Source organism: Agrococcus jenensis (assembly GCF_003752465.1).
In the GTDB taxonomy this organism is placed as follows: Bacteria; Actinomycetota; Actinomycetes; order Actinomycetales; family Microbacteriaceae; genus Agrococcus; species Agrococcus jenensis.
This window is the reverse complement of record NZ_RKHJ01000001.1, coordinates 490732-509803: the sequence shown is the minus strand read 5'-3', so window position 1 is coordinate 509803 and position 19072 is coordinate 490732. Positions and strand designations below refer to the sequence as shown.

Here is a 19072-nt window from a genome sequence, read left to right as displayed (position 1 = left end):
TCGTCGCGGCGCTCAGGCCGTCGCGCGCTCGACGACCGCCCGCACGAGGGCGGCGTTGCCCTCGGCGACGCTCCCGTCCGGCAGGAGCGTCGAGTCCTCGAGGCCGGCGCGCGTGGGCAGCCGCCACGCGAGCGCGAGGTCGATCGCGGGCCAGGTGGATCGCTCCTCGCCGTGCAGCAGCACCTCGATCGACGGCTCCGCGGCGCGTGCGCCATCCACGAGCCGGCGGGCGAGGCGCTCGATTGCCGTCGGATCGTCGAGGTCCGGGATCTCCACCAGCACGCGCATGCAGGCCGCCCGCATGGGCCAGCGCATCCAGCGCTCCAGCGCCGCGACGCTCCACAGCCCGGCCTCGACGCCGACGCCGCGCTCGAGCAGCGCCGTGGCGACCCGCTCGGCACCCTCTTCGTGCGCGTTGACGGAGGCGAAGTCGGGCAGCGTGCGCCATCCGCGGATCACCGCGATGCGCGCGTCGGCGTCGCCGGTCCACGCGCCCGTCGTCACGCCGACCGGCACGTCGACGGCGGCGCGGGCGGCCGCCACGAAGCGGCCGACGTCGCCGGGGGCGAGGCTGTCGCGCCCGTCCGCATCCTTCGGGTGCAGGTGCACCGCGGCCGCGCCTGCCGCGACGGCGGCCGCCGCTTCGCTTGCCAGTAGCCCGGGATCCGGCCGGAGGCGCGGGTGGGCGGACACGTCGCGGGCACCGTTCAGGCAGGCCTTCACCAGCATGCGAGCGAGCGTACGGGCCTCGCCCGAGGCGGGCCGCCCGTGCCGCGTTGATAGGGAGCGCCGGTACGATGGAGGCCATGCCCGCCCGCCGCCTCCATCTCGTGCGCCACGGCGAGGTCGACAACCCCGGTCGCGTGCTCTACGGCCGCATGCCGGGCTTCGTGCTCTCCGAGCGCGGCCACCGGATGGCCGAGCTCGCCGCGGAGCACCTCGCGACCGGCCAGGCCGCCCGCTCGGTCGTGCGGCTCGCCGCGAGCCCGCTCGAGCGCGCGCAGCAGTCGGCGCAGCCGTGGGCGGACGCCTTCTCGCTCGACATCCGCACCGAGCGCCGCATCATCGAGCCGACGAACCAGTTCGAGGGCAAGACGTTCGAGGCGAGCGGCGCGCTGCGGCACCCCTCCGCGTGGCCGCTGCTCCGCAACCCGTTCCGCCCGTCGTGGGGCGAGCCGTACCGCGCGATCGCGCAGCGCGTGATCGCCGCGATGGAGGACGCCTGGGACGAGCTCGCCGAGTCCGACGACGACGGCGACATCGTCCTCGTCAGCCACCAGTCGCCGATCTGGATGGCGCACCTCGCCATCGCGGGGGAGCGCCTGTGGCACGACCCGCGCTCGCGGCGCTGCCAGCTGTCGTCGATCACGAGCTTCGCCCGCGTCGAGGGCCGCTTCGTCGAGGTCGACTACGCCGAGCCCGCCGCCGGCGTCGCCGCGATCGACGCGGGGGCGGTGTGATGCGCCGCCGGATGCGCGTGACCGCCATCGCGCTCGCCGCGCTCGCGCTCGCGGGCTGCGCGTCGGCCGACGGCGTGGCCGGGCAGGTCGGCGATGCCGGCTACATCGCCGGCGACGGCATCGTCACCGAGATCGCGCCCGACCAGCGCGCGGCGCCCGCCGCCTTCGCCGGCCCGCTCGTCGACGGCGGCGACCTCGACTCCGCCGAGCTCGACGGCGTCACGCTCATCAACTTCTGGTACGCCGCGTGCCCGCCGTGCCGCATCGAGGCGCCGGTGCTCGCCGAGCTGCATGCCGAGCTCGGCGACCGGGTGAGCTTCCTCGGCGTCAACACCCGCGACGGCGCCGCGCAGGCGGCCGCCTTCGAGGAGCAGTTCGGGGTCGAGTACCCGTCGATCCTCGACGACGAGACGGCATCGGCGCAGCTCGCCTTCACCGGCATCGTCGCGCCGAACGCCGTGCCGTCGACGATCATCCTCGACGCGGAGGGCCGCGTCGCCGCCCGCGTGTCCGGCGCGGTGACCGACACCAGCATCCTCTCGACGCTGCTGCGGGAGGAGCTCGAGCGGTGAGTGCCGCCCTCGCGCTCGTCGCACCCGCAGCCGCGATGGCCCCCGCCGTCGCCGGTGCTGCCGCGATCGACGCGGCGGCGTTCGACCCTGCCGGCGCGGTGCTGAGCGGCCAGCTGCTCGTCTCGCTGCCGATCGCGCTGCTCGCCGGGCTCGTCTCGTTCGCGAGCCCGTGCATCCTGCCGCTCGTGCCCGGCTACCTCGGGCTCGTCGGGTCGCTCGTGGGGGAGCGCGGCGGCCGCGGCCGGCTCGTCGCCGGCGTCGCGCTCTTCATCGCCGGCTTCACGCTCGTCTTCGTGCTCGGCACCGCGATCGTCGGCGGCGTGAGCTCGTTCCTGCTGCAGTACAGCGACCTCATCGTGCGCATCCTCGGCGTCGTGCTGATCCTGCTCGGGCTCGTCTTCGTCGGGCAGTTCTCGTTCCTGCAGCGCATCTGGAAGCCGCAGCAGGTGAAGGCGGGCGGCATGTGGGCGGCACCGCTCGTCGGCGTCGTCTTCGCCCTCGGCTGGACGCCCTGCTCCGGGCCGACGCTCGCCGCCATCAGCGCGCTCACCGTCACCACCGGATCCGCGTGGCAGGGCGCGATCCTCGGCCTCGCCTACGCCCTCGGCCTGGGCGTGCCCTTCCTGCTCATCGCGCTCGGCCTCGGCTGGGCCGGCGGCGCCGTCGCGTGGCTGCGCCGGCACATCCGCCTCGTGAACGTGCTCGGCGGGGCGATGCTCATCGCCGTCGGCGTGCTCATGGTCACGGGCGCGTGGAACGCCATCATGCAATCGCTCCAAGGATGGATCGCCTCCGTTGTCACGATCATCTGACCCGCTGCGGCCGGGCGACCACATCGACTCGCCGGAGGCGCCGGCTCGGCAGCCCGGCGACCCCAAGCTCGGGCCGCGCGGCTGGGCGCGCTTCCTCTGGCGGCAGCTGACGTCGATGCGCACCGCGATCGTGCTGCTCCTGCTGCTCGCGATCGCCGCGGTGCCGGGCAGCCTCGTGCCGCAGCGCTCCTCCGACCCGAACGGCGTCATCCAGGTGCGCGCCGACAACCCCGAGCTCGTCTGGCTCTACGACGCCCTGTCGCTGCACGACGTCTACTCGAGCCCGTGGTTCTCGGCGATCTACATCCTGCTGTTCACCTCGCTCGTCGGCTGCGTCATCCCGCGGCTCGCGCACCACTGGAAGGCGATGCGGGCGCTCCCGCCGCGCACGCCCGCGCGGCTGTCGCGGCTCGTCGGGTTCCAGACCGTGCCGGGCGGGGCATCCGACCTCGACCGCGCCGACCGCGTGCTGCGCCGGCTCGGCTACCGCACGACGCGCTACGGCGACTCGGTGTCGGCGGAGCGCGGCTACCTGCGCGAGACCGGCAACCTGCTCTTCCACATCTCGATGCTCGCGCTGCTGCTCGTCGTCGGCCTCGGCTCCGGCTTCGGCTACTCGGGGCAGCGGCTGCTCGTCGAGGGCAGCGGATTCGCGAACACGCTCTCGAGCTACGACTCGTTCACGGCGGGGCAGTGGTTCGACGACGACGGCCTCGAGCCGTTCGCGGTCGAGCTCGACGGGCTCGACGTCGTCTACGAGACCGAGAACCCGAACGCCGTCGGTGCCCCGCTCGACTTCACCGCACGGGTGTCGGCGACGGAGGACGGCGCGCAGCGCGAGGCGCAGATCAAGGTCAACGAGCCGCTGCGGGTCGCCGGCGCCGACCTCTACCTGATCTCGAACGGCTACGCGCCGCGCATCTCGGTGCGCGACGCGGAGGGCGAGGTCGTCTACGACCAGTACACGCCGTTCCTCGCGCAGGACGACAACATGACGAGCCTCGGCGTGATCAAGCTGCCCGACGGGCTCGAGGAGCAGCTCGGCCTGCGCGGCTTCTTCTACCCGACCGCCGTGCCGCTCGAGACGGGCGCGCTCGCATCCGCCTATCCCGACCTCGCCAACCCGGTGCTGTCGCTGCAGGCGTTCACCGGCGACCTGGGGCTCGACGCGGGCATCCCGCGCTCGGTCTACGCGCTCGACACCGACACGATGACGCAGATCGCCGGCGGTGACTCGGGCACCGAGTCGCTGACGCTCGCGGCCGGGCAGACGATCGACATCCCCGGCGGCCTCGGCACGATCACGTTCGAGGACGTGCGGCGCTACGGCGTCATCGAGGTGCACGTCGACCACACGCAGACCCCCGTGCTGTGGATCGTGATCGTGCTGTTCGTCTCGCTGCTCGGCTCGCTGCTCATCCCGCGCCGCCGCATGTGGGTGAAGGCGACCCCTGCGGGCCTCGAGCTCGCGGGCCTCGCGCGCGGCGACGACCCGACGCTCGAGCGGGCGGTCGACGACCTCGCCAAGCGCGTCCGCGAGGGGTGGCCGGGTGAGGCTCCGGACGAGGCGGCCGATGCGCCACGAGCGTAGGATCGGACCGTGACCCTGGCCGACCTCGACTCCTACTCGCTGCTGCTCGTGTACTCCGCGATGGCGGTGTACACGCTCGCGTTCATCGCGTACGCGGTCGACGTCGCGCGCCGCTCGGCGGCGAAGGTGCCGGCCGAGCGGGAGCTCGTCGGTGCGGGTGCGCCGATCGAGGCACCGGCGGCTCCGGCCGCGCCGGCGGCTGCGCTGCCCGGTCGCGGTGCCCGGATCGGCTACGTGCTGACGGTGCTCGCCTGGGTGCTGCACGTCGCGGGCGACGTGCTCCGAGGGCTCTCCGCCGGCCGCGTGCCGTGGGCGAACATGTACGAGTTCGCGCTCACCGGCGTCGCCGTCATCGTGGGCGTCTTCGTGGTCTCGCGCGTCTGGCGCGACCTGAACTTCCTCGGCGTGTTCATCACCGGCCTCGCGACGGTCTTCCTCGGCGTCGCGACCGTCAACTTCTACGTCGCGCCCACGCCGCTGCCGCCGGCGCTCCAGTCGTACTGGCTCGTCATCCACGTCTTCGTGGCGACGCTCGCGACCGGCTTCTTCGCGCTCGGGTCGGGACTCAGCATCCTGCAGCTCCTCAAGGAGCGTCGCGACAGCGGCTTCCTGCGCTCGCTCCCGTCGGCGGTGCAGCTCGAGGACCTCGCGTACCGCGTCGGCGTGGTCGGCTTCATCTTCTGGACCTTCACCCTCATCGCCGGCGCCGTCTGGGCCGAGCACGCGTGGGGCCGCTACTGGGGCTGGGACACGAAGGAGGTCTGGACCTTCGTGATCTGGGTCATCTACGCCGGCTACATCCACGCACGTGCGACGCGCGGCTGGCGCGGCTCGCGGTCGGCCTGGCTGCAGCTGATCGGCTTCGCCGCCATCATCTTCAACTTCACGGTCGTGAACCTCTTCTTCAAGGGCCTGCACGCCTACAGCGGCCTCTAGCCCTTTTCTCAACGGAGCGACTGGCAGCACGAGGGGATAGTGCCCTCGCGGCGCCAGCCGCTCCGTTGAGTTCAGGTCCAGAGCTTCCGGCGGTGGGCGTCGCGCCGGACGAGCGCGAGCACGCGCTCCCGCACCAACTCCGGCTGGAAGAGCATCTGCTCGTACGTGAAGCGGAGCGTGCGGTAGCCGAGCGCGAGCAGCTCGGCGTCGCGGCGCCGATCGGTCTCGATGTCGACCGGGCGTCCGTGCCACGTTCGCGAGTCCAGCTCGACGATGAGCGATGTCCCGATGAGGAAGTCGACGAACATCCCGGGGATGGGTTCGAACTGCTGCACGTAGGCGATGTGCGCATCGCGGAGCATGAGCGCGAAGATCGACTCGACGCCGGATCCGGACCGGTCGCAGAGCCGCTCCAGCCCGCGCCGTCGGCGACGGGGCAGTCCCGCCGCGATCGTCCTGACCTCGTGCGGCTGCACGGTCCCGAGAGCGAGCCCGCGCTCGGCCGCGGCAGCGAGATCCTCCGCCGAGACGCACCCGGATGCGACGGCGAGCGTCGCCACCACCGGATCGAAGCCGTGCGTAGGTCGCGCGTCGTCCAACCACTCGTGCATGCGGTGCACGACCACGCCAGGCGTCCGTTCCGCCTCGGTGATGCGAGCGCTGTGGGAGCGCCGGTTCACACGGACGTGCAGCCGAGTCTCGCCATGCGGCGTCCAGAGGCCGTGCATCCGGAGCGCCGTGACGCAGGTCGCGACGCCGCCCACCCGCAGCGCGCGCGTCACATCGTTGCTGACCCCGGTCAGCGCCACCCACCCGCGCAGGGGCGTCCAGATCGCGCCGCTGCCCTTCAGGTCGAGCAGCTCCTCAGCGCTGACCAGGTCGCGAGCGGCCTGGACGGTGCTGACGCCGCCGTTGGCTGCGAGCCATTCCAAGAGCTCCATCGGCGCATCGTCGTGCCCCGGATCGAGTGCTCGCTGCGCCCCGAGCCCCGCCTGTGGACGGAGCCTTCGATCTCAACGGAGCGATCGGTAGCTCGAGGGCACTATCCCCTCCAGCTACCAGCTGCTCCGTTGAGAATCTCAGAGGTGGGGGTGGGCGGCGGCGAGGCGGGCGCGCCAGGCGGCCGTGCGCTCGGGGGAGGCCTGGTGCGTAGCCAGGAGCTCGGGGGTGGGGGTGACGCGGACGACCGGGATCGAGCCGGCGACCGGCACGAGCGGCTCGGCGACGTCGGCGGCGAGCAGCGCGCCGGTGCCGAGCCCGCAGTCGTAGGGGAGCGACGGCATCGCGCCCGCGAGCGCCGCACCCATCGACAGCCCGACGCTCGAGTCGAGCGCGCTCGACACGACCGCGGGCAGCCCCGCCTCGGCGACGATCGCGAGCGCCGATCGCACGCCGCCGAGCGGCTGCGCCTTGACGACCAGCACGTCGGCGGCGCCGGCGCGCGCCACGAGCAGCGGGTCCTCGGCCTTGCGCACCGACTCGTCCGCCGCGATCGGGATCGCCAGCCGGTGCACCCGCATCCGCAGCTCGGCGAGCTCCGGCACGGTCGCGCACGGCTGCTCGACGTACTCGAGGTCGAAGCGCTCGAGCGCCCGCACCGCGTGCTCCGCCTCGTCGATGTTCCAGCCGCCGTTCGCGTCGACGCGGATGCGCGCGTCCGGCAGCAGCGCGCGCACCTCCGCGACCCGGGCGACGTCGTCGTCGAGCGTCTGCCCCCGCTCGGCGACCTTCACCTTCACCGTGCGGCAGCCGTCGTAGCGCGCGAGCACGCCCGCGACCGCGTCCGGCCCGACGGCCGGCAGCGTCGCGTTGACCGGGATGCGGTCCCGCACCGCCGCCGGACGCTCGAGATCCGCGTCCTCGAGCGCCGCCCGCAGCCAGCGCGCCGCCTCCTCCGGCGGGTACTCGAGGAAGGGGCTCCACTCGCCCCACCCCGCCTCGCCCGAGAAGAGCGCCACCTCGCGCACCTCCACCCCGCGGAAGCGCGTGACGAGCGGCAGCGAGACGACGTGCATGCGATCGGCGAGCCGTTCCAGGGCGAGGTCCACGCGGCCATGCTCGCATGCCTGTCAGAATCGTCGCGTGACCGAACTGCCCTGGGTGCTCGAGACCCGCCTCGCGCCCCGCCGCAATCCCGTCTGGGGCGTGCTCGCGCTCGTCGCCGCGGTGCTCTGCGGTGCGATGCTGCTCGTCGCGATCGGTGTCGCGTTCGTCGACCTCGACGGCCTCGTCATCTGGCTGCTCCCCGTCTGGGGCGTCTGCACACTGCTGTCGATCGCCTTCGCGATCACCGCCGCGGTGAAGCGCGGCACCGCCAACATCACGATGGCGGCGATCAGCGGCGGCTTGCTGGTCATCTCGAACCCGGTCGTGTTCCTCGTCACCGGCTTCGCGCTCGGCCTGCTGGAGTAGCGAGCGCGCCTCCCGCGCCGACCGCCGCGGCGCTCGTAGCATCGACCGATGCTCGACGAACTCATGACCGACGCCCCGCCGAGACCCGCGCGCGTGCGCAGCACCGACCGCCGTGCCCGCTTCGGCGTGCTCTCGCTCTGGCTCCTCGCCGCCGCGGTCGTGCTGCAGGTCGTCTCGCTCGTGCAGCAGGTCAGCTACCTCTTCGCGCCGCGGCCCGGCGAGCTCCCCCTGCTCGTCGCCGTGCTCGTGACGGCCGTGCTCGTCAGCCTCAGCGGGATCGTCGCCGGATGCATCGGCGCGACCGTGCCGGACGGCCGACGCACGGGCGTCTTCGGTGCCGCTCTCGGGCTGGGCCTGCTCGTGCTCTTCGGCGCCGCCAGCTCCTTCGGCTGGGGCTTCCTCGAGGCGCTCTCCGCCTCGGTCTGACCGCGGTAACGATTCGCGCACTGCTCTTTCCGTCGGCACCGCCGCGCGACAGGATGAGGGCGTGCCGTCACCGGAGTTCGTGATGCCCGAGCCGGCGCCCGTCATCGAGGCGCCGGTCGAGCCGCCGCCCGTCCGCGATCCGCGGTCGAGCGCGCCCGATTCGGTCGCGGAGCGCGACCTCCCCGAGCCGTTCGCCCGCCCGCGCCGGCCGTGGAGGCAGCTCGTGATCGCGGCGCTCATCGGCGTGCTCGTCGGCGCGGGACTGCCGACCGCCATGCAGGGCATCGACCAGGCCGCCGCCGACGCGCGCATCGAGCGCCTGCGCCAGACCGCGATGGACTACCTGACGGCCATCGCGGAGGGCGCATCCGACCGAGCGACCGCGATGGCGCCGGTCGAGGGCGAGACCCCGCCCGACGCGGTGCTGCAGTCGGCCGATCGGCTGGACGAGCCGGAGGTGCGGATGACCACCGTCGACGGCGACGCGGCGACGGTCGAGGTGCGCTACCGCGTGGCCGGGCAGACGGTCACGCGAGCGCTCGAGGCGGAGGAGGTCGACGGTGCCTGGCAGCTGCGCACGTCGATCGCCGAGCCCACGATGGCCTACACCTACGAGGGCTATGCGGCGGTCACCATCGCCGGCGTCGAGCTGCCCTCCTCGCGTCGCACGCTGCTCTACCCCGGGGCGTACGAGTCCGACCGCGTGGAGGGATCGCTCGTCGTCAGCGGCGGCAACCCGATCATCGTCGACGGCGACCCGCTGACGCCGACCGAGCTGGTCTCGACCATGGAGCTGGCGCCGGGACTCGACGAGCTCGCGCAGGAGGTCGCGGTCGCCCACGTGCGTGCCTGCGATGCCGAGTGCACGTTCGAGCCGGATGCGGCGCTGCGCGTCGATGGGCCGTGGGTGATGGGCGAGGAGCCGACAGGCGCCGTCAACGTGTCGATGCAGGTGTACACGAGCGCCTTCAGCGGTCAGACGGTGGAGATGCAGCTCCGCGCGATCGTCGACGAGGCCGGCACGCTCGTCTCGTGGCAGTGCGCGATGCCCAGCGCCTCCGAGTTCGAGCTCGAGCCCTGCCGCGGCTAGTCCGCCCGCGCGACGCGGCGCTCCGCCTGCCCCGAACTGCCCTCTTCTCGGCCTGCCGCGACGGCGTGAGAATGGTCGCGTGTCGACGGCGATGCCCGAGTTCGAGATGCCGTCGCAGGCGGTCGCCCCGCCCGCGGCGGTGGTCGAGCCCGCCGTCGACGTGCGAGTGGAGACGGCGGAGCCGCCGGTCCTCCGCCGCCGCAGCGTCCCGACCTTCGGCTGGCGCCAGATCGCGATCGCGGCCGTGGTCGGCGCGATGCTCGGGGCGGCGGTGCCGGCCGCCTTCGAGGCGTCGGAGCGCAGCGCGGCGACGGCGAGCGTCGACGGTCTGCGCGCGGTGGCGCTCGACTACCTGACGGCGATCGCGGAGGGCAGGGCCGAGCTCGCGTCGGAGGTCGTGCCGCTCGAGAGCAGGGGCGCGGTGGCGCCCGATGCGGTGCTGCAGGCCGCGGACCGGATCGAGGCGTTCGAGGTGCGGCTCGTGCACGTCGACGGCGACGTCGGCACGGCGGAGGTGCGATACCGCGTCGGCGGCAGCGACATCTTCCGCACGCTGCAGGCCGAGCGCGCGGGCGGCACGTGGCGACTCATGACCTCGCTCGCCGAGGTCGCCGACCTCGCCTACTACGACCCGATCACCCGCGTGCAGATCGCGGGCGTGCCCCTCGGCGGCGAGGAGCCCGTGCTCCTGTACCCGGGCACCTACACGATCGACATCGTCTCCGGACCGATCTTCCTCACCGGCGGCGACGTGTTCGTCGTCGACGGCGACCCGCTCACCCCGACCGTGCCCTACGTGACCGCGGGCATCGTGCCGCAGATCAGCGACTACGCCACCCAGCTCGCGCTCGTCACCATCGCCGCCTGCCAGGTCGAGCCGGGCTGCCCGGTGCCCGCCGAGGCGCGGCTCGAGCCGGCCGGCGAGGTCTACCCGATGGGCATGGGCACGACGATGGGCTCGATCGACCTGTCGGTGCCGGTCACGGCGACGGTCGACGGCGCCCCGGAGTGGTTCGAGGTGCGCGTGCGCGTCGTCTTCGACGACGACGGCGTCGCGACGGAGTGGCTGTGCGGCGAGCCCGGCGAGTACGGCGCCGAGCTCCAGCCCTGCGCCCCCTGAGTCGAGGGAAGGCCTCGAGGATGGCGGCAGCACGGGCTGACGGGGCCGGCGCGCGACGGTCGCTCGGCTGGCGGCACCTGCTGGTGGCCCTCGTCGCCGGCGGGCTCGTCGGAGCCGCGGTCGTCGTCGGCATCCGCGCCGCCGACGATGCGAGCGCGGGCGATCCGGCGGCCGTTCTCGAGGCGACCGCGAGCGCCTACCTGCAGGCGATCGCCGACGGCGAGGCAGTCCGAGCGGTGCAGCTCTCGCCGCTCGGCCCGGGACGCGTGCTCGCGCCGGAGGCGGCACTCGCATCCGCGACGCGCATCGAGCCGGTCGCGGTGGGACCGACGCGCGTCGACGGCGCGCGAGGGAGCGTCGACGTGCGCTACCGGGTGGGCGGTGCGGAGGTGCAGCGCACGCTGCAGGCGTCGCTGACGCCCGCGGGGTGGCGGCTCGCCACGTCGCTCGCGGAGGCGCCCGACACCCGGTACAACGAGCCGACCGCGGTGCTGCGCGTCAGCGGCGTGCCGCTCCCGGAGGGTGGCGCGCTGCTGCTCTACCCGGGGGTGTACCGGCTCGACGTCGTCGAGGGGCCGCTGTTCGCGTGGGGCGGCGACGCGTTCGCGGTCGACGGCGACCCCGCGACGCCGACGCAGGTGCAGGCCGCGCGCGAGCTCATGCCGTCCTTCCAGGATCGGCTCGCGAGGCTCGGCCTCGAGGTCATCGACGCGTGCCGCGAGCGCCCCGACTGCCCGATCCGCACCGGCTACGACTTCGAGCTCGCCGGCGAGATCAGCGTGCTGGAGGCGCTCGACGACGGCCGCACGGTCGACCTCAAGGTGCCGCTCGTCGCGCGCGACGCCGCCGGCTGGGAGTGGCGCGACGTGATCGTGCGCGTCAGGCTCGACAGCCGCGACCTGCCGGTCGAGCTGCAGTGCTCGGCGTCCGGCACCGCCTTCGAGCCGTGCGGGCCCTGAGCCGGCGCCACGGCGAGCGCTCCTCGTCCCCGCCGTGAGCCGCCACGCGCACGGCCCGATGGCTAGGGTGGACACGTGATGCCATCGCCGCTCTTCGACCCAGCCGAATGGGCCGACGCGGCGCCGGGCTACGACGACATCACCGTGCACCGATCCCGCGACGGGCGCATCGCCCGCATCGCGTTCGACCGCCCGGAGGTGCGCAACGCCTTCCGCCCGCACACGGTCGACGAGCTCTACCGCGCGCTCGACGACGCGCGGCAGGACAGCCGCATCGGCGTCGTGCTGCTCACCGGCAACGGCCCCAGCCCCAAGGACGGCGGCTGGGCGTTCTGCTCGGGCGGCGACCAGCGCATCCGCGGCCGCGACGGCTACAAGTACGCCGAGGGCGACACCGCCGGCTCGATCGACCCGGCCAGGTCCGGGCGCCTGCACATCCTCGAGGTGCAGCGGCTCATCCGCTTCATGCCGAAGGTCGTCATCGCGGTCGTGCCCGGCTGGGCGGCCGGCGGCGGCCACTCGCTGCACGTCGTCTGCGACCTCACGATCGCGAGCGCTGAGCACGGCCGCTTCAAGCAGACGGATGCGGACGTCGGCTCGTTCGACGCCGGCTACGGCTCCGCCTACATGGCGCGCCAGACGGGGCAGAAGTTCGCCCGCGAGGTGTTCTTCCTGGCTCGGGAGTACAGCGCGGAGCGCGCGCTCGCGGCGGGCGCGATCAACGCGGCGGTGCCGCACGCGGAGCTCGAGTCGACGGCCCTCGACTGGGCGCGCGAGATCCTGACGAAGAGCCCGACGGCCATCCGGATGCTGAAGTTCGCCTTCAACGCGGTGGACGACGGGCTCGTCGGCCAGCAGATCTTCGCGGGCGAGGCGACGAGGCTCGCCTACGGGACCGACGAGGCGGTCGAGGGGCGAGACGCCTTCCTCGAGAAGCGGGAGCCCGACTGGTCCCCCTTCCCCTGGCAGTACTGATCGAGCGACGCGGACGGAGGTGCCCATGACGATCGTCGTCGAGACGAGCGGGTCGAGCGGCGTGCCGAAGCGCGTCATCATCTCCGAGGCCGCGATCCAGGCGTCGACGGACGCCGCGAACGAGCGACTCGGCGGCCCCGGCCAGTGGGTGCTCGCGCTGCCCGAGCACTACATCGCCGGCAAGAACGTGATCTGGCGCAACGAGGCCTCCGGCACCCCGCTCGTGCGCACCGAGGGCTCCTTCACGGCGGAGGCCTTCGTCGAGGCCGTGCAGAGCCTCGAGCACGACCGCAAGTTCACCTCGCTCGTGCCCACGCAGCTCGCGCGGCTCGTCGACGCCGCGCTGCTCGACCGCTCGTTCATCGGACCCATCGCCCGCCTCGACCGCATCCTGCTCGGCGGCCAGCGGGCGCCGTTCGGGCTCATCGAGCGCGCCGCGCGGCTCGGCTGGCGCATCACGCGCACCTACGGCGCGACCGAGACGGTCGGCGGCTGCGTCTGGGACGGCCGGCCGCTGCGCGACGTCAAGGTGCGCCTCACCGACCAGATCGAGATCTCCGGCCCGCAGCTCGCCGACGGCTACGACGACCCGCAGCTCACGGAGCAGCGCTTCATCACCGACGGCACCGGCACCCGCTGGTACCGCACCGGCGACGCCGGCTCCCTGCTGGGCGGCACCCTGCAGGTCTCCGGCCGCATCGACGACGTCATCATCTCCGGCGGCATCAAGGTGTCGCTCGCCGCGGTCGAGCACGTCGTCCAGACGTTCGCGCCGGATGCCGTGGTCGTGGCCGCGCCGCACGCCGAGTGGGGCGAGGTGCCAGCCGTCGTCACGACGCTCAAGCCGTCGCTCGCCGAGATCCGCGCCGCGGTCGGGAACGCGCTCGGCAAGCCCGCCCGGCCCAACCACCTCGTGACGGTCTCGGTGATGCCGACCACGGCATCCGGCAAGCCCGATCGCAAGCGGCTCGCCCGGCTCGTCGCCAACCGCACGCAGGAGCGCCGGCGCCGCGGCATCTTCGGCTGACCGGTCGCCGCGCGGCCAGGCGATCGGCCCCTCGCCCCGACGGTGATTGGTCGCTTGCAGCGGTGTGGGGGGGCCCCGCTGCAGCCACCCGCGACCAATCGGGCCCTGGCGCGGGCGCGAGCGACCAATCGGGGCCCGGCGCAGGCGGGAGCGACCAATCGGAGCCACGGGGCGACGCGAGCGACCGATCGAACGCGCGAATAGCATGGAGGGGATGGCTTCCAACCGCTCCGGCAACCCTGCTCGACGCTCCCAGACGGCCGGCACCTCGTCCGGTCGGGCGACCTGGCGCGACTGGGTGGCCGCCGCGAGGCCGCGCACGCTCGGCATGGCGATCGCGCCGGTCGCGCTCGGCTCCGCAGCGGCGTTCAACGCCGAGGGGTTCCACCTCGGGATCGCGCTCGCGTGCCTCGTCCTCGCGCTCTGCATGCAGATCGGCGTGAACTTCGCGAACGACTACTCCGACGGCGTGAAGGGCACGGATGCCGTGCGCGTCGGCCCCGGGCGACTCGTCGGCGCGGGGAAGGCGGCGCCGCGCGTCGTGCGGAACGTCGCGATCGGCTTCCTCGCCGCCGGCGCGCTCGCCGGCATCGCCGTGGTGCTCATCTCCGGGCGCTGGTGGCTGCTGCTCGTCGGCGCGGTCTGCATCGTCGCCGCCTGGACCTACACCGGCGGCAAGCGCCCCTACGGCTACTTCGCGCTCGGCGAGCTGATGTCGTTCCTGTTCTTCGGCCCGGTCGCGGTGCTCGGCACCACCTACGCGATCATCGGCCGGATCACCGAGGACGCGCTCGCGCTCAGCGTCGCGATCGGCTGCTTCTCGGCCGCCCTCATGCTCACGAACAACCTTCGCGACATCGACACCGACCGGGCGGCCGGCAAGCGCAGCCTGCCGACGCTCATCGGCCGGCGCGCCTCGAAGGCGCTGTACGCGCTGCTGATGCTCGTGCCGTTCGGCATCCTGTGGGTGTTCTCCTACGCGCTCGCCTACGGCTTCGCGGTGTTCGCCGTGCTGCTGCTCGCGGGCCCCGCGATCGTCATCGTGCTGCTCGCCCGCAACGCGCGCGACCTCACCACGGCGCTCGGCCTCACCGGCATCTCGGCGCTGCTCTACGGCGTCGGCCTCGCGGTCGCCATCTGGGGCGGTCCTGCGGGGTTCGTCGGCGCGTAAGCCCGGTCCGCGCGGCGAGCGCTCAGCGGCCGGATGCGTCCGGCTCGTCGCGCCGGTCGGTGACCTCGGCGTCGTCGTCGCCGAGCGCCGCATCCTCGACGTCGCCGTCGTCGGGGCCTGCGCCGTCGCGCCGACGGCCCTCGCGCATCCGCTGCAGGTCGGCCGCCGCCTCGTTGCGCAGCTTCCCGAAGAAGACGATGCTGGCCGCGAAGGCGAACGCGAGCGCCACGAGCAGCGAGAGCCACCACGGCACCTGCGCGATCATGAGCACCGCGAACGGCACGACGAACAGCAGGGCGCGCGCGATGAGGTATCGCATCGAGGGAGCCATGCACCAAGTCTATGAGCGACCCACAGACTCCGGACGTAGGGTGGAGCCATGAGGTGGTTGATCATCGGCGGAGTCCTGGCCCTCGTGGTCACGGTCTACGCGCTCGTCGACCTCACGGTCACGGACGATCGACGCATCCGCCGACTGAACCGGGTGCTGTGGGTCGTGCTGATCGTGGTGCTGCCGATCATCGGTCCGCTCGGCTGGCTGGCCTGGGGCAAGGGACCGGTCTCCTCTGCCCGCCCGATGGCGCCGGACGACGACCCGTCCTTCAAGCGCTCGAGCGACGTGACCGACGACGAGGCGGATCGCCGCATCGCCGAGATCGAGGCGCAGCTCGCCGCGCTCGACGCCGAGGTCGAGATCGTGCGGCCGGAGAAGCCGCAGCCGAAGCCGAAGCCCGAGCCGGCACCGGAGCCCGAGGCGGAGCGCGATGCCTCCACGGACGACGACACAGACGGGCAGGGCCACCGGGCACCTGACGACGGCGACCCCGCGCGTGCCTGAGGCGCTCGCCGCCGCCGCATACGCCGACCGGCTGGTCGCCGCCCTCGCCGCCGCAGGCGTCGCCGACATCGTCGTCTGCCCGGGCTCCCGCTCGCAGGCGATCGCGCTCGCCGCGGCCCGTGCCGCGCGCGACGACGGCATCGGGCTGCACGTGCGCGTCGACGAGCGCACCGCCGCGTTCCTGGCGCTCGGCCTCGCCCGCGAGACCGGGCAGCCCGCGGCGATCGTCGTCACGAGCGGCACCGCGCTCGCGAACCTGCATCCCGCGATGCTCGAGGCGCACCACAGCGACGTGCCCGTCATCGCGATCACGGCCGACCGCCCGGCCGAGCTGCAGGGCATCCGCGCGAACCAGACGACCCGCCAGCCCGGCATCTTCGGCGAGGCGGCGCGCGTGGTGCTCGACATCGGGGCGGACGCGCTGCACGACCCGGAGGGCGACGCCGTCGCGGCCGTGCGCGCCGCGCTCGGCTGGCGCGGCGACGGCGATCCCGCTGCCCACACCGAGCCCGGCCCGGTGCAGCTGAACATCGCGTTCCGCGAGCCGCTCTCCGGCGGCGAGCGCGCGCACGGACCGGCCGTCGCCCGCGTCGAGCGCCCGCCGCTGCCGACCTCGACGCTCGAGGCCGCCGAGCGCACCGTCGTCATCGCCGGCGCCGATGCCGGCCCCGCTGCCGTCGACCTCGCAGAGGCGATCGGCGCACCGCTCATCGCCGAGCCCACCTCCGGCGCCCGCTTCGGGCCCATGCTCGTGCCGCACGGCCGCGACGTCATCGCCTCGCTCGCCGACGAGGTGCGGCGCGTGGTCGTGATGGGCCACCCGACGCTCGCGCGCGCCGTGACCGGGCTCATCCGCCGCCCCGACGTCGAGGTGGTCGCGATCGGCCGCGCTGGGCAGGACAACGTGCGCGGCACGGGCGTCACGAGCGTGCGCTCCGGTCGCATCCAGGTGATCGAGGCCGAGCCCGACCGCGCGTGGATCGACCGATGGATCACCGCCGGCCGCGCCCTCGCAGCCGAGCGCGACGCCGAGCGCGCCCCCGACTCGCAGCTGCCCCGCGCCGCCTACGCCCGCGCCGAGCTCGCCGAGGGGCGCACCGCCATCTCGCGCCGCGACCTCGTGACGGCCGTGTGGGATCGCACCTGGCCGCACGACCGCCTCGTCGTCGCGGCCTCCCGCCTCATCCGCGAGCTCGACACCTACGCCGGGCCGAAGGCGGTGACCGCGCGCGCCAACCGCGGGCTCGCGGGCATCGACGGCACGGTCAGCACCGCATCCGGCGTCGCGATCGCGCACGAGCGCTCGGGCGCCGGCGGGCTCACGCGGCTGCTGATCGGCGACCTCGCGCTGCTGCACGACGCGGGCGGGCTGCTCGTGCCGCCCGGCGAGGAGCGGCCCCGGCTGCAGATCATCGTGGGCAACGACCGCGGCGGCTCGCTCTTCGAGCTGCTGGAGGTCGCGGGCAGCGCCGACCCCGACGACTTCTCGCGCGTGCAGCGCACCCCGCACGACGTCGACCTCGAGCACCTCGCCGCGGCCTACGGCTGGCCCTTCGAGCGGGTCGTGGACCGCGCAGGCCTCCGCAGGGCGCTCTCGCAGTCGGAGCCCGGCATCATCGAGGCTGTGCTGGAGGGGGAGACGGATGCGCAGGGGCTCTGACGCAGGAAGCAGGTCGGGCGCGATCGGCGCCGGCACCACCATCGTCATCACCGGTGCCGCGAGCGGCATCGGCCGGCTCGTGGCGCTCGGCGCCGCCCGCAAGTGCGCACACGTCGTCATCTGGGACCGCGACGCCGTCGCCGCGCGCTCGGTCTCGGATGCCGTGCACGAGGCGGGCGGCCGCGGCACGGTCGTGGTCGTCGACCTCGCCGACGCCGACGCGATCGAGCTCGCCGCCGCCGAGACGCTCATGCTCGGACCCGTCGACGTGCTCATCAACAACGCCGGCGTCGTCTCCGGCCGACCGCTCGCCGAGCTCACCGCCGCGCAGATCGACCGCACGATGCGCGTCAACGCGATCGCGCCCATCCTCGTCACGCGCGCGCTGCTGCCCGCGATGCGCGACGCAGGCCGCGGCCGCATCGTGACGGTCGCGAGCGCCGCGGGGCTCATCGGCGTCGCCGGGCAGACCGACTACGCGGCCTCGAAGTTCGCCGCGGTCGGCTTCATGGAGTCGCTGCGCGCCGAGCTGCGCAAGGAGCGGTCGCCGATCACGACGCTCACCGTCACGCCGTTCTACATCGACACCGGGATGTTCGCCGGCGCGACGACGAAGGTGCCGGCGCTGCTGCCGATCCTGTCGTCCGCCGCGGTCGCGACGCGCATCCTCGCCGCGATCGACTCACGCCGGTCGATGCTCGCGCTGCCGCCGCTCGTCCGGGTCGTCCCGGCGCTCAAGGTGCTGCCCGCGGCGATCGCCGACCGGCTCGCGGATGCGCTCGGCGTCAACGAGGGCATGGACGGCTTCACGGGCCGCGAGGCGGTCGTCGAGCCGCCGCGCGCGAGGCGCGACTGATGCGCTGGCCGTGGCAGCGGCAGCGCGAGCTGCCGGTCGTGCCGGTGGTGACCGAGGCGGTCGAGCGGCGCTGGATGCTGCCGCGCACGCTCATCATCCTGCTGTCGATCATCGCGACGATCGCGGTGCTCATCCTGCTCAGCCAGGTCGCGACCTTCGTCGCGCCGGTGTTCCTCGGCGTGAACCTCGTGATCGCCGTGCTGCCCCTGCAGCAGTGGCTGCTGCGCAAGGGCGCGCCTCGGCTCGTCGCCGCGCTCGCGGCGCTGCTGACCGTCTACGTGTTCCTGGCGGCGCTCTTCTGGTCGATCTACTGGTCGGTGCAGTCGCTCGTGCAGGAGCTGCCGGCCTACGGCCCGGAGTTCAACGCGCTCTACCGCGACGTGCTCACGTGGCTTGAGGGCTTCGGCGTCTCGCAGGACGAGGCGCTGCACCAGCTGCAGAGCGCCTTCAGCCCGAGCGCGATCGCCAGCGCGCTGACGAGCGTGCTGTCGAACGCCGGCAGCGTGCTCGCCTTCCTCGCGACGCTCACGGTCGTGGTGTTCTTCCTCGCCTGGGACTCGATGAACATCCCCGCCCGGGTCGAGCGGATCGCGCTGACCAACCCCGGCATCATCCGCGGCGTCGACCGCTTCGCCGCCGGTGTGCAGCGCTACTGGGTCGTGACGACGCTCTTCGGCCTCATCGTCTCGGCGCTCGACCTGGTCGCGCTCACCGCGCTCGGGGTGCCGCTCGCGCTCGTCTGGGCGGTGTTCGCGTTCGTCACCAACTACATCCCCAACGTCGGCTTCGTGGTCGGCGTCATCCCGCCCACGCTCATGGCGCTGCTCGCCAACGGCCCGATCAACGCGCTGCTGACCGCGATCCTCTTCAGCGTCATCAACTTCGTGATGCAGTCGCTCATCCAGCCGAAGGTCGCGGGGGATGCGGTGGGCGTCACGCCCGCGACCTCGTTCCTGTCGCTGCTCGTGTGGGCCTACGCGCTCGGGCCGGTGGGCGCGCTGCTGGCGCTGCCGGCGACGCTCGCCGTGAAGACCCTCATCGTCGACCCCGACCCGCGGCTCGGCTGGGTGAGCACGCTCATGTCGAGCAAGCTCGAGGCGCCGAAGGCGGGCAGGCTCGGCCGCGCCGTCTCGCCGGGGGTCCAGGGCAGGCGCTGAGCCGGGCGAC

Annotated in this window: 21 protein-coding genes; 17 read left to right on the top strand and 4 right to left on the bottom strand. The window is 73.6% G+C overall.

Annotated elements, in window-relative coordinates:
• Nucleotides 1-12: 12 nt before the first annotated feature.
• A complete protein-coding gene (locus EDD26_RS02475; RefSeq protein ID WP_123696259.1) occupies nucleotides 13-729 on the bottom strand; it encodes a 3-keto-5-aminohexanoate cleavage protein in 717 nt (238 codons plus the stop codon).
• A gap of 77 nt (nucleotides 730-806) precedes the next feature.
• Here EDD26_RS02475 and EDD26_RS02470 point away from each other — a divergent pair, with 77 nt between their 5' ends.
• From EDD26_RS02470 to ccsB, 5 genes are read left to right on the top strand one after another with little or no spacing between them, the layout of a single operon-like run.
• Nucleotides 807-1460: a histidine phosphatase family protein gene (locus tag EDD26_RS02470; protein ID WP_123696258.1), complete on the top strand. Its 654-nt coding sequence runs from the start codon at nucleotides 807-809 to the stop codon at nucleotides 1458-1460.
• Nucleotides 1461-1471: 11 nt separating this feature from the next.
• On the top strand, nucleotides 1472-2032 hold the full coding sequence (locus EDD26_RS02465) for a TlpA family protein disulfide reductase (protein WP_425453389.1): 561 nt from the start codon (nucleotides 1472-1474) through the stop codon (nucleotides 2030-2032).
• A 35-nt stretch (nucleotides 2033-2067) separates the two neighbouring features.
• Nucleotides 2068-2844 carry a cytochrome c biogenesis CcdA family protein gene (locus EDD26_RS02460; RefSeq protein ID WP_123698401.1) on the top strand — a complete coding sequence of 259 codons (777 nt, stop codon included), beginning with the start codon at nucleotides 2068-2070 and terminating at the stop codon, nucleotides 2842-2844.
• Entirely contained in the window at nucleotides 2828-4435 is a 1608-nt protein-coding gene (resB, locus tag EDD26_RS02455; RefSeq protein ID WP_245989714.1) for a cytochrome c biogenesis protein ResB, read from the top strand. Before EDD26_RS02460 ends, resB begins: the two co-directional genes overlap by 17 nt.
• A gap of 60 nt (nucleotides 4436-4495) precedes the next feature.
• Entirely contained in the window at nucleotides 4496-5371 is an 876-nt protein-coding gene (gene ccsB, locus EDD26_RS02450) for a c-type cytochrome biogenesis protein CcsB (RefSeq protein WP_123698399.1), read from the top strand.
• Nucleotides 5372-5442: 71 nt separating this feature from the next.
• Here the strand turns inward: ccsB and EDD26_RS02445 are convergent, their stop codons facing one another.
• Nucleotides 5443-6312, bottom strand: a complete 870-nt coding sequence (locus EDD26_RS02445) for an endonuclease domain-containing protein (RefSeq protein ID WP_123696257.1) — start codon at nucleotides 6310-6312, stop codon at nucleotides 5443-5445.
• A gap of 138 nt (nucleotides 6313-6450) precedes the next feature.
• On the bottom strand, nucleotides 6451-7419 hold the full coding sequence (locus tag EDD26_RS02440; protein WP_281273306.1) for an o-succinylbenzoate synthase: 969 nt from the start codon (nucleotides 7417-7419) through the stop codon (nucleotides 6451-6453).
• A gap of 34 nt (nucleotides 7420-7453) precedes the next feature.
• Here EDD26_RS02440 and EDD26_RS02435 point away from each other — a divergent pair, with 34 nt between their 5' ends.
• The 8 genes from EDD26_RS02435 to EDD26_RS02400 all read left to right on the top strand — a co-directional run bounded on the left by EDD26_RS02435 (nucleotide 7454) and on the right by EDD26_RS02400 (nucleotide 14551).
• Nucleotides 7454-7783, top strand: a complete 330-nt coding sequence (locus EDD26_RS02435) for a hypothetical protein (RefSeq protein WP_123696256.1) — start codon at nucleotides 7454-7456, stop codon at nucleotides 7781-7783.
• 48 nt (nucleotides 7784-7831) lie between these two features.
• Nucleotides 7832-8209: a hypothetical protein gene (locus tag EDD26_RS02430; RefSeq protein ID WP_123696255.1), complete on the top strand. Its 378-nt coding sequence runs from the start codon at nucleotides 7832-7834 to the stop codon at nucleotides 8207-8209.
• A gap of 61 nt (nucleotides 8210-8270) precedes the next feature.
• Nucleotides 8271-9299, top strand: a complete 1029-nt coding sequence (locus EDD26_RS02425; protein WP_123696254.1) for a hypothetical protein — start codon at nucleotides 8271-8273, stop codon at nucleotides 9297-9299.
• Between the two features lie 79 nt (nucleotides 9300-9378).
• A complete protein-coding gene (locus tag EDD26_RS02420; RefSeq protein ID WP_123696253.1) occupies nucleotides 9379-10419 on the top strand; it encodes a hypothetical protein in 1041 nt (346 codons plus the stop codon).
• Between the two features lie 20 nt (nucleotides 10420-10439).
• Entirely contained in the window at nucleotides 10440-11378 is a 939-nt protein-coding gene (locus tag EDD26_RS02415) for a hypothetical protein (protein WP_123696252.1), read from the top strand.
• 78 nt (nucleotides 11379-11456) lie between these two features.
• On the top strand, nucleotides 11457-12353 hold the full coding sequence (locus EDD26_RS02410) for a 1,4-dihydroxy-2-naphthoyl-CoA synthase (protein ID WP_123698397.1): 897 nt from the start codon (nucleotides 11457-11459) through the stop codon (nucleotides 12351-12353).
• Between the two features lie 25 nt (nucleotides 12354-12378).
• Nucleotides 12379-13380: an AMP-binding protein gene (locus EDD26_RS02405; RefSeq protein WP_123696251.1), complete on the top strand. Its 1002-nt coding sequence runs from the start codon at nucleotides 12379-12381 to the stop codon at nucleotides 13378-13380.
• 214 nt (nucleotides 13381-13594) lie between these two features.
• Nucleotides 13595-14551: a 1,4-dihydroxy-2-naphthoate polyprenyltransferase gene (locus EDD26_RS02400; RefSeq protein WP_245989713.1), complete on the top strand. Its 957-nt coding sequence runs from the start codon at nucleotides 13595-13597 to the stop codon at nucleotides 14549-14551.
• Between the two features lie 22 nt (nucleotides 14552-14573).
• Here the strand turns inward: EDD26_RS02400 and EDD26_RS02395 are convergent, their stop codons facing one another.
• Entirely contained in the window at nucleotides 14574-14882 is a 309-nt protein-coding gene (locus EDD26_RS02395) for a DUF4229 domain-containing protein (RefSeq protein ID WP_123696249.1), read from the bottom strand.
• Nucleotides 14883-14930: 48 nt separating this feature from the next.
• On the opposite strand from EDD26_RS02395, the gene EDD26_RS02390 reads away from it, so the two are divergent.
• Genes EDD26_RS02390 through EDD26_RS02375 form a run of 4 tightly spaced genes read left to right on the top strand, consistent with a single transcriptional unit; the run spans nucleotide 14931 to nucleotide 19062 of the window.
• Nucleotides 14931-15389 carry a PLDc N-terminal domain-containing protein gene (locus EDD26_RS02390; protein WP_123696248.1) on the top strand — a complete coding sequence of 153 codons (459 nt, stop codon included), beginning with the start codon at nucleotides 14931-14933 and terminating at the stop codon, nucleotides 15387-15389.
• Nucleotides 15316-17049 (top strand): 2-succinyl-5-enolpyruvyl-6-hydroxy-3-cyclohexene-1-carboxylic-acid synthase, encoded by a 1734-nt coding sequence (menD, locus tag EDD26_RS02385; RefSeq protein WP_123696247.1) that lies wholly within the window; start codon nucleotides 15316-15318, stop codon nucleotides 17047-17049. The genes EDD26_RS02390 and menD overlap by 74 nt, the downstream gene beginning before the upstream one ends.
• On the top strand, nucleotides 17033-17905 hold the full coding sequence (locus EDD26_RS02380) for an SDR family oxidoreductase (RefSeq protein ID WP_123696246.1): 873 nt from the start codon (nucleotides 17033-17035) through the stop codon (nucleotides 17903-17905). The genes menD and EDD26_RS02380 overlap by 17 nt, the downstream gene beginning before the upstream one ends.
• Nucleotides 17905-19062 carry an AI-2E family transporter gene (locus EDD26_RS02375; protein WP_123696245.1) on the top strand — a complete coding sequence of 386 codons (1158 nt, stop codon included), beginning with the start codon at nucleotides 17905-17907 and terminating at the stop codon, nucleotides 19060-19062. Before EDD26_RS02380 ends, EDD26_RS02375 begins: the two co-directional genes overlap by 1 nt.
• The last annotated feature ends 10 nt before the right edge of the window (nucleotides 19063-19072 follow it).